Source organism: Shewanella sp. JNE2, from assembly GCF_023159115.1.
Taxonomy (GTDB): domain Bacteria; phylum Pseudomonadota; class Gammaproteobacteria; order Enterobacterales; family Shewanellaceae; genus Shewanella; species Shewanella putrefaciens.
Genome location: NZ_CP096169.1, coordinates 3,975,602 through 3,989,553 on the forward strand (window position 1 = coordinate 3,975,602; position 13,952 = coordinate 3,989,553).

A 13,952-nucleotide genomic window follows, 5' to 3' on the forward strand; every position below is an offset into this window, starting at 1 on the left:
ATGTTTATGTTGATAATTGATGTAGATAACTCTTATTGATAGCCGCTTATGCTGATTGATAGCGCATATCTAAATGGGGAATACCATCTTCTAAATACATCTCAGAGCAGGCGACAAAGCCGAGTTTTTGATAGAAAGCTTTGAGGTAATCTTGGGCGCCAATTTGGATCCCCGCATCGGGCCATGTCGTCAGTGCTGATTCAATGGCTTGCTGCATTAAAGGCATTGCCAGTCCTTTGCCTCGTCCCGCTGGCGATACCACCACACGACCAATACTCGCCTCTGGATAACTCAATCCCGGCGGCAAAATGCGCGCGTAGGCAAGCAGTTCCCCGTCAGGCGATAAGCCAAATAAATGCTGGGTTTCTGGGTGCCTATCCTTATCGTCAAGCTCTGGATACGCACAGGCCTGCTCGACGACAAACACATCAACTCTAAGTCTTAATATGTCATACAGCATATTAATATCTAATTGGTTAAAAGTTAGATTATTCCAATGCACGTGATACTTCCTCCCCAGAATGGCTTAAATCGGACGCAGTCTAACATGCTTTTTTGCCGTTAAAGAATGTCTGAATTGCCTTAATTCACAAGCCCCTATAAGCTTGAAAAGCTAACAGGGTGAAAAAGACCTTGGGTTTTCCTGATATCGTTAGCAAAGTAAAACTCAACATTTAATCTTAATTTTGGAGAAAACCTAATGAGCTTAATTAAAGAGTTCAAGGCTTTTGCGTCCCGCGGCAATGTGATCGATATGGCCGTTGGTATCATCATAGGTGCCGCATTCGGCAAAATCGTCTCGTCCTTCGTGGCCGATGTCATCATGCCACCGATTGGTATCATCCTAGGTGGTGTGAATTTTAGTGATTTGAGCATAGTGCTTCAGGCAGCCCAAGGTGATGCGCCTTCTGTGGTCATTGCCTATGGCAAATTCATTCAAACCGTTATCGACTTTACGATTATCGCCTTCGCGATTTTTATGGGTTTAAAAGCCATTAACACCCTAAAACGCAAGGAAGAAGAAGCGCCTAAAGCACCACCCGCACCGACCAAAGAAGAAGAGTTGCTGTCTGAAATCCGCGATCTATTGAAAGCTCAACAAGAAAAATAATCTCAAACTTAAGTGTCACGCATAAAAAACCCATCTCTAGAGATGGGTTTTGTTCTTTACCTCAGCGAGATAAGTGATTACTCAGCTTCAATGTGTACAGTTTCACTGTAATCTTGCACCACTTCGGCCACCCGAATGCGATAGGAGTTAAACAAACAAGGCACTATACCCGTTTGCTCGGCAATGCTGTGAGCCATCTGATTACGCCATTGGGTGATCGAAGCTTGGTCTTCCCAAAACGACAAACTCAGCACTTTGCCATCGTCGGTTAAGCTCTGAAAACGTTCGATCGAGATCAGTCCCTTACGGCCAAGATACCCAAATAACCTAAAGATGCGGGATTCAGCGGGAATTTAACGCACTTTAGGCAAGGCGGCTATTTGCAGACCTAGTGGGCTAAGTTAAAAATAACCAACACAGCATAAAGTGCGTTAAAACCCGCCGGGACGGAGCGCCTAGGGCACTCCACTTCTGTGTTGCATCAATTCAAAAGGTGGCCGACATTCTGTCATTGATGCGCCTTGAATTGAAGCTCCCTAGGCGCTCTGAAACTCGTATCTAGAGGTTATTTGGGTATCAATATTGGCGCATTTCAGCCGCCACGTGCAGATACTCTTCCTTCCCTTCCTTTGTCGGGATGACTTCAAAAATTACCGCGATCATAATGTTCTCCAGAAATGAATGTCCTTAATGTCGACCCTAAGACTAGCCTATCTATCGCTATTTAGCTCACTGATTTTTAGAGTTTTAGTCAATCTGATAACCCTGTCTACAACGAAGGCAATAACCCGAAACATAACCAGTTATTGCCTACGATGACGGCTTACTTGTGGCTAATCTGTAGCGAATCAAGCTCATCAATGCGCTTATCGCCGCGATATAGCCAGCAATACAAGGTCGGCAAGACGAGTAAGGTCAGCGCCGTCGAGCTAAACAAGCCACCGATAATCACCACTGCCAAGGGCTTTTGGATCTCACTGCCGACACCCGATGACAATAAAATAGGGATCAAACCTAATGCCGAGGTCAGTGCCGTCATCAATACGGGTCGCAAACGCCCAACCGTGCCCTCATAAACACAATCATAGAGTGCTTCGCCGCTTTGCCTGCGCTGATTAATCGAATCCACCAGCACCACACCATTGAGCACCGCAACCCCAAATAGAGTGATAAAGCCAATAGAGCTAGGCACAGATAAATAAGTACCACTGACATACAGGGCCACTATGCCGCCAATCAAAGCTAAGGGCACGTTCGCCATGATGAGCAACACTTGCTTGAATGAACCAAAGGAGAAGTACAACAGCAAGGCAATCAAGGCGATAGAAATCGGCACCACTAGCATCAGCTTTTGCTGCGCCCGCTGCTGATTCTCATATTGGCCGCCAATGATCACTGTATATCCCGCAGGTAAATCCGCCTTTGGCACTAGGGCATAAATATCTTTCACGACTGAGCCCATATCGCGTCCCGCCACGTTGGCCTGCACCACCACTCGGCGCTGCACATCGTCACGGCGAATATTCGGCGGCGCCATTTCCACTTCGACGCTAGCGACTTCCCCTAAGCGCACTGTGGCGCCATTTGTACCACTAAGTAATAAGTCTTTAATCGCATCAGGGCTTTGGCGAAACTCGGCCGCGAGTCGCACATTGATATCGTATCTGGCATTGCCATCGATCACTTGCCCTGCACTCGTGCCGCCAATACCTTGGCTGACGAGGCTCATCACTTGATCAACACTGATGCCGTAACGCGCCAATAACTCGCGTTTTGGCCGCACGACCAATTGCGCCTCGCCGCTCACTTGCTCAAGCGACACATCCACGGCACCGGGAATTTTCGCAACGAGATCGCTGAGTGCTTGGCCTTTCTGTGACAATACTGCTAAATCAGGGCCGAAGATTTTAATCGCTAGCTGGGCTTTTACCCCCGAAAGTAATTCATCTACCCGAGTCGCAATTGGCTGCGAAAAGGTCAACAAGAGTCCAGGGAACACGCTGAGCTTTTCCTCCATCAAGCGTTGCAGTTCCAAGCGCGAGCTTGCCGACTGCCACTCTGCTATCGGTTTCAAGCCAATATAGACTTCAATATTACTCACAGGCTCGGGATCGCCGCCCAGTTCAGGTGCACCAATGCGGCTCAGGGCATATTCCACCTCTGGAAACTCCAGCAAGATGGCTTCAAGCTTAGGTGCGACTTGGAGCGAAGTACCTAAACTCGCCGTTGGCGCCAGCGTGACCCTGAGGTTAATCGTGCCTTCTTCCAACTCGGGCACAAATTCAGTACCCAGCCTTGGCAGTAACAATAAACTCAAAGCAAACATCAATAAGGCGCTGAGCATCACCACCTTTGGCCTAGCAAGCGTTGCCGTCAGTAGCTTGCGATAAGCGGCATCCAGAGGCGCTAAAATCACACTTTGTTTAAGCATCACACCGCGCTTAAACAGATACACGGCAAGGGCTGGCACGGCAATCAGCGCCACCAGCAACGCCGATATCATTGCCAGAATGATACTGACCGCCATAGGTTGGAACAGTTTGCCCTCAACCCCTTCCAGCGCAAATAGCGGCGCAAACACCACAATGATGATGGCGGTGGCGAAGAAGATTGGGCTGCAAACCTCTTTAGCTGCGAGCATGATACGCACAGCCATATTGGCCTGCTGACCACCGTCCTCATCGCTATGGTAAGGGTCAACCTCACCATCGGCACGCGCCCTCGCCTCAGGTAAATGGCGGCGATCCGACTTTCCCTTAGAAGCGAGGGTTAAGTGTTTGAAAATATTCTCCACCATCACCACAGAGCCATCGACTAACATACCAATCGCCACGGCTAAACCGCCGAGCGACATCAGGTTTGCCGACAATCCATAATAGGACATCACCATAAGTGCGAGCCCGATAGACACTGGAATCGACAGCAGCACCAGCAAGGTCGCGCGGATATTGACGAGGAACAACGCCAAGATCACCACGATAAACACAAAGGCCATTAGCAGCGCGTCGCGCACTGTGGTCACAGCCTTATCGACCAGATCCGCTTGGTCGTAAAACACCTCAAAGGACACGCCATCGGGCAAGGCCTGCTCGATAAGGCTCACCCGCGCACCAATATCGTCAATCGTCGCCTTAGTGTTTGCCCCCATGCGTTTGAGCACGACACCAGCCACCACTTCACCGAGATTTTGCACTTGGCCAGATTCATCGCGGCGCGTCATAGTCACAGCCCCGACACGGATCTCGCTACCGAAATCCACCTGAGCGATATCGCCAATACGCACTGGCGTACCGCTGGCTTCGGTCAGAGGGATCTGCGCGATCGCCGCCAATCCCGCGTCTCCTGCGGGCAACATGCCATAGCCGCGCACCACAAGTTGCTCTTGGCCTTGGTCCATAAACCAACCGCCAGCGTTACGGTTATTGCTCTCTAATGCCTCGGTAACTTGCGCCATCGACAAGCCATAGGCACGCAGTTTATTCGGGTCGACCTGCACTTGGTATTGGCGCACATCGCCACCAAAAGACAAGACTTCAGTCACGCCGCCCACGGGCATCAATATCAACTTCACCAGATAATCATTTAAGCTACGCAGCTCGGCGGCATTAATGCCAGAGTTAGGTTCTGCACGCAGAATATACTGATAAATCTGCCCTAATCCCGAGGTATTCGGGCCGATTTCAGGCACTCCGACGCCGCTTGGGATCATCTCCCGCGCCGCCTGCAACTGTTCAAACACTTGCTGACGGGCGAAGTAAATATCCGTCCCCTCGGCAAATACCACAGTCACAATCGACAAGCCAGTGCGCGATAACGAGCGCACCTCAATCACCGCAGGGAGGGCGTACATGGCCGATTCCACCGGATAACTGATAAGCTTTTCCACCTCTTCAGCGGCTAAGCCTTCGGCCGCAGTATTGATGGTCACTTGCACGTTAGTCACGTCAGGAAAGGCATCGAGATTCAACTTTGGCAGCATGGCCACACAGCCCACAATCACGGCGAGCAGAGCCAATACCACTAACAGCCGATTTTTAATCGCGGCTTCGATTAACTTTTGCAACATAGAAAATCTCCAAAATGAGGGCGCTCATATTAGTGGGCGTGAATATCAAAGCCCGCTTTCGCCTGCTCGGATGCCAAGAAGAACGCGCCAGCCACCACGACATTGAGCTGTGCCTGCTGGGCTTTTTCAAGCTCTGGCCCACGCACTAGATTCAAACCGCGTTGACGCTGCACCACTTCTACCTCAATGGACTCGAAGCCATCCTCATCTTGAATAAAAATCTGCCAGTCGCCATCGCCGCCACGGGTCAGCGCCGCATCGGGCAGCACTATGCCACTGCCGTTTGGATCGGTAGTAGAGCCAGCAAAGTACAATTCAGCAAATTGCCCCGCATGCAACACATGTTCAGGATTGGGCATACTCACCAGCACTTGCTCGGTGCGCGTTACGCTGTCGAGTTCATGGGAGCGACCGATGATCTTACCTACCAACGTCTTATCCCCTACTTGCACTAAAGCTGAACTGCCAACCTGGATATGCGTAGTTTGAGTTGGGGTTAACTGCGCCTCGACCCATAAATAGGATTCATCGGTCAGTTGCATTAAGGGCGTGCCCGCGCTAAACACTTGACCTAGCATGGCGATATCCTGCTGCACTCGGCCATCAATAGGCGCTAAGAGTTGATAACTGCCTATGGCTTCGGGCGTCGATTCCAGTGCACGAATTTGCGCGGGCGTCATCTTAATCGCCTCTAAAATCGCCCGTTTAAGTTCGGCATCCACCTGCGCCTGCATCCGCCGACTGACGCTAACCGCACCTTCACTCATGCGTTTGACTCGACTCCATTCGGCAGCGGCATTAATGTAGTCCGCCTGTGCCTGCGCAACGGCTGCGCCACCCAAGGTAAGTAAAGGCTCACCTTTTTTCACTTCTTGCCCCGGCACTACATGGCGCGCCAACACACGTACATCTAGCTGTGGCGCAAGGGTGGCAGTTCTATCGCGATCCACCACTAAGGTCGCCGTCGCCCTAATATCGAGATTCAAATTGGCTAGGTTCAAGCTATCGCTCGACAAAGGTAACAAGCTAATCCCCGCCAAGGCTTGCTGCACTTCGGTCAATTTCAACGCCTGCTCGCCGTGTTCATCCGTCGGCGCCGTTTGCGTTACCGAATCGCCGCTTGCCTTAGCGACGGGAGCGTGATCACCGCCAGCCAATACAGGCTGAGCGAGAAAGGCCAGCGTGCTCAGCACGAATAATGCGAGCGCGATTTTTGATAGGTTAAACCGACGCTTTTCAGACGTCGTTACAGCATCCAGTTGAAGGATATTTTCGTAGTGAGTATTTGAATTCATTGTTGTGACCTCATGGGTTTACTGTGCGTGCGGCGGCATTAGATGCTATCGAAGGGACTGAGTTGAGCTTTTCAATAATGAGCTTTTCGATAAAAGGCATAAGCTGGCCACTTTCGCCCATCCAAGTTAACCAACTCTGATAGATAGCCGTTTCTAGGTTTAAGCCCACCAAATAACTGGCGGCTAACTGACGACGGCTCTGCAAGTACTCGCTAGTACTCACATCCCCCGCCTGCCATTGTTGGCTTAAGGATTTAGCGGCTTTAGCACCTGACACTTGCACTAACTCGCGCCAGTCTTGGTAACGTTCGAGTAAACGCGGTAACGCATAGAGGAATTGTTTCTGCTTAGCGGTAAGCACTCGCTCACGGGCAAGATAACCTTGCTCCGCGATAGCGATGCCCTTATCGGCTACGGCTTGTAACTCACTGTAGTTATTGCGAACTTGTAGAGGAATCGACACGCCGACACTGAGCTTATTGTCCGTGCCCTCCTTTTCAGCGCCTAGGCTAATGGTCGGGTCAGCTGAAGCTTCCGCTTTGACTTGCATGACATTAACTCTGGCGAGCAGCACTTGCTGATAAGCACTCGCCAAGGCTGGCAAAGCTGATTTAGAGGTGCCCAACTCGGCCGCTGGCGCTTGCTTAGCCTGAGTCACAAAGAAATGGATTTCCTTGATAAACTCACTAAAAGCGAAATTATTATCCCCAATTAATTCAATTACTTTGCCATCGGCCACTAAGGCCACCTGCTCGGCTAAGGCGTAGTCGGCAGTATTAGAGGCGACTTCGAGTTGTATCAATTGCAGCTCGACGTTAGACAAATCCCCCGCCGCCAATCGCTGCTCAGCAATATTGAGCTGCGCCTTGGTGAACCTTAATTGCTGCTCGGCAAAGGTCAGCGCCTTACGGCTTTGCGCCTGTTCTGCCAACGCAAGTAAGCGTTCGGCCAACATTTGGCTACGCTCTAACCCTATATCTGCTAACAGGATTTGCGCTTCAAGCTCGGCACGCTTTGTCGCCACGCCGCGCTTGTCACCCCAATCTAGGGTTTGGCTCAGCCCTAAGCTGTAGGCATCTGTATCGGCATTTTGATAATTAAGCCCAAGTTCTGGGTTATACACAGCGCGATCTGCCGCCTGAATGGCCAGTTTGGCCTGTTGCTGCCTTACAAGTTGCGCCTGAACCTCAGGTAACTGATTGAACTGTGTGAGTAACTCAGGCAACCATTGGCTAAAGTTGACATATGGCACATCGCTTTCTTTGGCGGGCAAGCCCAGTGATTGCGCCTTAAATGCCTCAACTTCAGAGGCATTGATTTCAGGGGCATTAGCTTCAGAGGCTTGGGTTTCAAGGACCTTGACTTCAAGGACGTCGACTTCAAGAGAGTCATTTTCTGCCGCGAGGGCAAAGGCTAGCAATCCGGCGGCCAATACTAATCCGCAGCTAAACAAGCCCGATCTAAACAGACAAACTAAAGTACGGGCGAGAATCGTTTTTTTCATCGCAGATCCTAACAATATCGAATGTGGATCGGCTGGCTTTTGCACCCAAAGCGAAACGGCTAGATGTGAGCTTGATTTCAATAGCTCAATGCAAAGCAATCATATCGTTCTGGACATGGCAAATAAGCGCCGATCGAATCATCCCGCCAAGCAATACAGTACGCGGCTAAAAGGCCGATGACGGCTCCAACAGTTAACGCTGCTGAGCATCAGTTCAAGCGTATCTTTTGGGGGATGAACATAACGGGCTTATCACACGGCAAAATAGAATGAGATCCAATCAGATGAATCAATCGTCCTAAGCCGAGAAATAAGCCGAATATTGGAGAATTAAGCGATAGGAGGACGATCTTTAGGTAAATTATCAGGCGGGAAATAGGATACATCGGTAGGCAGATAGACGCTTTCTAACGCCTGTACAGGCTGACTCACTGCCTGAGATAACAGCGCCACATGACCGCCATGGCATTGGCAATCGAGGCATAGGTCAAAATCTTGTATTTCAGTGGTTTTCACTAAGTGGGAATGAAATCCTCTGCTTTGGTTTTCACCCGCGTGATGACTGGTTAAACCCGTGGAGTCCGCAAAGCCTAAGACTTTCTCGCTTGGACAAACACACTCAATACATTGGGTCAAAGTGGTCACTTGAGCACTAAATTGCAGATGGGGGTGATTCTCAGCTTCTTCCGCGCTATTACCCGCATGTAACTGATGCGCACCCAAATTCGCGCCAGCAAATTGCAGCACGATAATGGCTATCAGTAGGGTCACCATTCGAGTAAAAAATGGCTTAGCGGTAGAATTCAAATATCACCTATAGCAAATAACGGATAACGGATAACGGATAACGGATAACGGAACATCTGACCCGTATCATAAACATAAGTTCACAGCCCGCAAGCAAAAGCCGCCAAGCTGTGATCTATAACCACTCAACTTACTTAAATACACAGTGCTTAGCGTAATCAGCAGCTTCGTTAGCAGTCCAATCGCCAGATGGCTTATTTTTCATCTGTTTACACCAAGCATCGCTACCCACTTCTGGCGCACAGGCACTCAGCCCAGCCGTAAAAGCGATAACGAACGCAATGGCACCCAGTTTGGTGCATAAAGGCTTGACCGCCAGAGATTTCAACAAAGACATATTTAATTCCTTATAAACAAAGCCCATCTTAGGCAATTAATTATTCGAACGCTTAGTGATCCAAGCAATCGCTTTGGCTTTCTGTTCGAGCGGAAACCAAGCCACTTCGCCCTGCATAAAAGGCCCAAGTAAGCGCAGCGCATTTCCCACCCAATCAGGGCCACCCACAAACACTAGCGCTTCAAAATTCGGTAACTGAACTTCACCACTGCCGGTCAGCGATTCAAATTCCCAGCCTTCGAGTAACACATCCGCCTCAATATACAGGCAAACTTGGCCCCAATCCTTACGATAGCTCTTAATCGCTGGCTGTAAACGGGTCCGATAATCGGTGGAGGATAGTCGGCCACTGGCAAAAAGACTGATAACACCCTTAGCAATATCGGGGATTTGGCATAACATAGAGGCACTCCGAATCGAGAACACTTTTGCAGGCAATGGCTTTAGCCAATGCAGCAGCAAAGAATGCGCCCGATGATAACAAATCTATTGGAAAGCCATAAGTCATTATTGATGGCTTCTCAATCCATGCTGAAAAATGCCTAAGTTTGCCATGATAAAAATCTCAAACCGTGTGGAACTTCAGGAAAATGAAATCGAGTGGCAATTTATCCGTTCGAGTGGTGCAGGCGGCCAGCACTTAAATAAAGTGTCCACCGCTGCGCAGCTGATTTTCGATATTAAAAGCTCATCATTACCCGAGTTTTACCAAGAACGCTTACTCAACAAGGCGGATCACCGCATCACTAAAAGCGGCAAAATCATTATCAAATGCCAAGCGAGCCGCAGCCAAGATGCCAACCGCCAAACCGCCTTGGAGCAATTTATCGCCTTAGTTGCCAGTGTCGGTGAAGTACAGAAAAAACGCATCCCCACCCGCGCCACTAAGGGCAGCCAAACGCGGCGATTAGAAACCAAGAAACAAAAAGGTGCCACTAAGGCCATGCGTCAACAGAAGAGTGACTATTAACTTTAATAACAGATAATGCAAAATCGATTTGAACAGGTTAAGTTAGTGGCCTATATGCAAAACTGAAATCCATTTATCCCTGCATTAATCCCAAGGCATGTTCGTGAAGGAAAGCGCAATGAGTCACAAAATTTTGCTCGTTAATGGCCCTAATCTCAACCTCTTAGGCCGCCGCGAGCCCAGCGTTTATGGTCATCAAACCTTAGCCGATATAGTGGCAACGCTAAACCAGCAGGCGCAACAGGCGGGAGTCGAGCTCGAGCATATTCAGTCCAACGCCGAATTTGAGCTAATCAATGCGATTCATGCGACCGATGCGCAGATGATTATCATCAATCCCGCTGCCTTTACCCATACCAGTGTTGCCCTGCGTGATGCTCTACTTGGGGTGGCAATTCCTTTTTTTGAAGTGCATTTATCCAATGTGCATGCCCGTGAAGCCTTCCGCCACCATTCCTATTTTTCCGATAAGGCGATAGGCGTGATTTGCGGTTTTGGTGCTCAGGGTTATGAGTTTGCACTGTCGGCGGCCATTAAACAACTTAAGGGCTAACGCCAAGCATTAGGCTATTTTGAGTGACCCATAGCCTGAATTAACGAGGTCAAAATGATATTAATTACTGGCGCTAGCAGCGGACTAGGTGCAGCTCTCGCGGCACTCTACGCCAAAGAAAATGAACCACTGACACTCACAGGGCGTAATGCTGAGCGGCTGCATACCGTCGCCAATGCTCTGACACCATTCTCAAACCGGCCCATTGCAGCGGTGGCGGCAAATTTAGCGGATGTACAGAGCGTTAACAGTCTATTTGATAGTCTCACTGCAATCCCCAAAACCGTTATCCACTGTGCAGGTAGTGGCTACTTTGGCCCGATTGAAACCCAAGACGTGAACGCTATCCAAGCGCTTTTAAATAACAATATTACATCGACCATTCTATTGGTGCGGGAATTAATAAAACGCTATAAAGATCAAGCCATCACTCTCGTCATCGTCATGTCTACCGCAGCACTTGCAGCTAAGGCCGGAGAGTCGACTTATTGCGCCGCAAAATGGGCGGTGCGAGGATTTATCGAGTCGGTACGTTTGGAATTAAAGCACAGCCCGATGAAGTTGATTGCCGTGTATCCCGGAGGCATGGATACAGGCTTTTGGCCCAGTAGCGGTAAAACTTTGGATACCTCAAGCTTTATGTCGGCAGATGAAGCAGCAACTATGCTCAAACAAGCCTTAGTTGCTACAGCGCATGGCTATATCGCCGATATCAGCATACAACGCGGCTAATACTTGAAGGCAAAGTAAAAATGGGAGCATTGCTTGCTCCCATTTCAGTATAAAAAACCTACTTCATCAATTGTTCTTGGTAGGTTTTACTATTCCAATCAAAGGCATAAAGTATACCTTGCCACTCGTAAAGAGTACGGCCATCCTGCTGCACTATTCTGGCATTGGTTGGCAAAGTAGACACGGTACGGGCACGGCGCTGTTGAATTGAAGCACTATCTGGAGTGCTTGTTTGGCTACCAACACTCGCAGGCATACTCGATACCATCCGACCTTCTGCTGGCGCATACTGCATACTGGTTGTCACCCGCACAGGGGTTGAAACTGCAACAACTTGATCGTCATAGGCCATTGGAATCGAAAACCCAATGCTCGAATAAGGCGAATTGCGATAATCTCGGGCGTAATTATCCCGTAAATAAGCTTCACGATAGTATGGGTAACGAGTATTCCAGCCCCAATCATTATTCCACTGGGTATTCCAACCATAACCAAGGTTCCAGCCAGAATTCCATCCCGTAGCTAACCCCAACCCTAGGCCCAAGCCCCATGGATTGTAATAGCGATACTTATGTTTGTGGCGGTAACGCTTATCATAGCGTTGATCCGCATGATTGATATGACGGCTATAGCTATCGCGAGACTGAGCATAAGACTCAACGTGATCCGAATAGTCCCGATTTCCAGCAACTGCATTGGCGGATACACACAACCCACTCAAAAGTGCAGTCCCACCCACAAGCGACCAAGTCCCCCACTTTCGCAGCCATTGATAAGTGCTATGGAGCTGACTTTGGCAACACTGTTTTTGAGAAAACGCTAAGGGAATATTCATAAGCACCTCGAAAGATAAAGCGTAAGCGAGCTAGACTATTGCCTACGGAAGCTTATTTTACGCTTCTAAAGCTTGAAGATCACTGAATAGGTTAACCCTAAAACAGAAAAATGCTATAGTGCGCGCCACATGGATTTTCACTGCAGAGGCTATTTCCACATGAGTTTTAAGGATTTACGCAGCTTTATTGATCACTTAGAAGCCAATGGCGAACTCAAACGCATTAGCTACCCAGTTGATCCTCATTTAGAAATGACAGAGATCGCCGATCGCGTTCTACGCGCCAAAGGCCCTGCACTCTTGTTTGAAAATCCCAAAAATCACCACATGCCCGTGCTGGCAAACCTGTTTGGTACGCCAAAACGTGTAGCTATGGCGCTCGGCAAAGACGACCCTTTAGCCCTACGTGAAGTGGGCGAACTGTTAGCCTTTTTAAAAGAGCCCGAGCCGCCACGGGGTTTTAAAGACGCGATCGCTAAGATCCCTATGTTCAAGCAAGCCTTGAATATGCCGCCAAAGACAGTGCGTAATCCGCCTTGCCAACAAATCATCAAAACTGGCGATGAGGTCGACTTAACCCAATTGCCTATTCAGCATTGCTGGCCGGGCGATGTCGCACCACTGGTGACATGGGGCTTAACCATCACCAAAGGCCCGCGTAAGAGTCGCCAGAATTTAGGCATTTATCGCCAACAGTTACTGGGTAAAAACAAGCTGATTATGCGCTGGTTATCCCACCGTGGTGGCGCGTTAGATTTTGCTGATTTTAAAGAGCAATTCCCCGGTGAACGCTATCCGGTTGTGGTCGCACTTGGTGCCGATCCTGTGACCATTTTAGGTGCCGTCACCCCAGTCCCCGATTCCATGAGCGAATATGCTTTTGCCGGTTTACTGCGTGGTGAACGCACCGAAGTCTGCAAAGCATTAAGCTGTGACTTAGAAGTGCCCGCCACCAGTGAAATCATCCTCGAAGGTTATATCGACCCAGAGGAATTGGCGGAAGAAGGCCCCTACGGCGATCACACGGGCTACTACAACGAAACCGATAAGTTTCCAGTATTTACCGTTACCCACATCACGCAGCGTAAAGATGCCATCTACCACAGCACTTACACTGGCCGTCCACCGGATGAGCCCGCTATGCTGGGGGTTGCCTTAAACGAAGTGTTTGTACCGATTTTGCGTAAGCAATACCCTGAGATCGTTGACTTTTATCTGCCGCCTGAGGGTTGTTCGTACCGCATGGCAGTGATCTCCATTCGCAAACAATATCCGGGACATGCCAAACGAGTGATGATGGGCGCTTGGTCTTTCCTGCGCCAATTTATGTACACTAAGTTTATTGTCATCGTGGATGAAGATGTGAATTGCCGCGATTGGCAGGATGTGATCTGGGCGATCACCACCCGCATGGACCCTAAACGCGATACCGTGATGATCGAAAATACCCCCATCGACTACCTCGATTTTGCCTCACCCGTTGCGGGCTTAGGCTCAAAAATGGGACTCGATGCCACCAATAAGTGGGAAGGTGAAACTAATCGCGAATGGGGTACGCCAATCGTGATGGATCCAAAAGTAAAACAAAAGATCGACTCAATCTGGGATGAGTTAGGCATAGACGACAGCCCAACCCTATAATGCAGCTTAAGCAGAGTCTCAAGTACCGACTTAAGCCAAGAAAATAGGCCGCTAACGGCCCTAATGCGACACCTTAAACACAACACATTGAGAAAGGTGCA

General features: G+C 49.3%; 14 protein-coding genes. 5 read left to right on the forward strand and 9 right to left on the reverse strand.

What is annotated here, in order from left to right:
- Window positions 1–46: 46 nt before the first annotated feature.
- Window positions 47–502 (reverse strand): GNAT family N-acetyltransferase, encoded by a 456-nt coding sequence (locus MZ182_RS17715; protein ID WP_011920010.1) that lies wholly within the window; start codon window positions 500–502, stop codon window positions 47–49.
- Between the two features lie 198 nt (window positions 503–700).
- Here MZ182_RS17715 and mscL point away from each other — a divergent pair, with 198 nt between their 5' ends.
- Window positions 701–1,111, forward strand: a complete 411-nt coding sequence (gene mscL, locus MZ182_RS17720) for a large-conductance mechanosensitive channel protein MscL (protein WP_011920011.1) — start codon at window positions 701–703, stop codon at window positions 1,109–1,111.
- A 77-nt stretch (window positions 1,112–1,188) separates the two neighbouring features.
- On the opposite strand, the gene MZ182_RS17725 is transcribed toward mscL, so the two are convergent.
- The 7 genes from MZ182_RS17725 to MZ182_RS17755 form a co-directional block, all read right to left on the reverse strand.
- Entirely contained in the window at window positions 1,189–1,464 is a 276-nt protein-coding gene (locus tag MZ182_RS17725) for an antibiotic biosynthesis monooxygenase family protein (RefSeq protein ID WP_317233126.1), read from the reverse strand.
- 470 nt (window positions 1,465–1,934) lie between these two features.
- Window positions 1,935–5,177 (reverse strand): efflux RND transporter permease subunit, encoded by a 3,243-nt coding sequence (locus MZ182_RS17730; RefSeq protein WP_248068516.1) that lies wholly within the window; start codon window positions 5,175–5,177, stop codon window positions 1,935–1,937.
- A gap of 29 nt (window positions 5,178–5,206) precedes the next feature.
- Window positions 5,207–6,472: an efflux RND transporter periplasmic adaptor subunit gene (locus MZ182_RS17735; RefSeq protein ID WP_248068519.1), complete on the reverse strand. Its 1,266-nt coding sequence runs from the start codon at window positions 6,470–6,472 to the stop codon at window positions 5,207–5,209.
- Between the two features lie 10 nt (window positions 6,473–6,482).
- The gene (locus MZ182_RS17740) at window positions 6,483–7,976 is read right to left on the reverse strand and encodes a TolC family protein (protein WP_248068521.1); all 1,494 of its coding nucleotides are present in this window, start codon (window positions 7,974–7,976) and stop codon (window positions 6,483–6,485) included.
- Between the two features lie 330 nt (window positions 7,977–8,306).
- Entirely contained in the window at window positions 8,307–8,750 is a 444-nt protein-coding gene (locus tag MZ182_RS17745; RefSeq protein ID WP_248068551.1) for a hypothetical protein, read from the reverse strand.
- Window positions 8,751–8,913: 163 nt separating this feature from the next.
- A complete protein-coding gene (locus MZ182_RS17750) occupies window positions 8,914–9,120 on the reverse strand; it encodes a DUF3012 domain-containing protein (RefSeq protein ID WP_011920016.1) in 207 nt (68 codons plus the stop codon).
- Between the two features lie 36 nt (window positions 9,121–9,156).
- On the reverse strand, window positions 9,157–9,522 hold the full coding sequence (locus MZ182_RS17755) for an STAS/SEC14 domain-containing protein (protein ID WP_011787978.1): 366 nt from the start codon (window positions 9,520–9,522) through the stop codon (window positions 9,157–9,159).
- 136 nt (window positions 9,523–9,658) lie between these two features.
- Here MZ182_RS17755 and arfB point away from each other — a divergent pair, with 136 nt between their 5' ends.
- The 3 genes from arfB (at window position 9,659) to MZ182_RS17770 (ending at window position 11,375) form a co-directional block, all read left to right on the forward strand.
- Window positions 9,659–10,090: an alternative ribosome rescue aminoacyl-tRNA hydrolase ArfB gene (arfB, locus tag MZ182_RS17760; RefSeq protein WP_011787977.1), complete on the forward strand. Its 432-nt coding sequence runs from the start codon at window positions 9,659–9,661 to the stop codon at window positions 10,088–10,090.
- A 118-nt stretch (window positions 10,091–10,208) separates the two neighbouring features.
- Entirely contained in the window at window positions 10,209–10,643 is a 435-nt protein-coding gene (gene aroQ / locus MZ182_RS17765) for a type II 3-dehydroquinate dehydratase (protein WP_061783072.1), read from the forward strand.
- Window positions 10,644–10,697: 54 nt separating this feature from the next.
- A complete protein-coding gene (locus tag MZ182_RS17770) occupies window positions 10,698–11,375 on the forward strand; it encodes an SDR family NAD(P)-dependent oxidoreductase (RefSeq protein WP_011787975.1) in 678 nt (225 codons plus the stop codon).
- Window positions 11,376–11,433: 58 nt separating this feature from the next.
- On the opposite strand, the gene MZ182_RS17775 is transcribed toward MZ182_RS17770, so the two are convergent.
- The gene (locus tag MZ182_RS17775; protein ID WP_248068524.1) at window positions 11,434–12,210 is read right to left on the reverse strand and encodes a hypothetical protein; all 777 of its coding nucleotides are present in this window, start codon (window positions 12,208–12,210) and stop codon (window positions 11,434–11,436) included.
- A 159-nt stretch (window positions 12,211–12,369) separates the two neighbouring features.
- Here MZ182_RS17775 and ubiD point away from each other — a divergent pair, with 159 nt between their 5' ends.
- A complete protein-coding gene (ubiD, locus tag MZ182_RS17780; protein ID WP_011787972.1) occupies window positions 12,370–13,851 on the forward strand; it encodes a 4-hydroxy-3-polyprenylbenzoate decarboxylase in 1,482 nt (493 codons plus the stop codon).
- Window positions 13,852–13,952 lie beyond the last annotated feature (101 nt).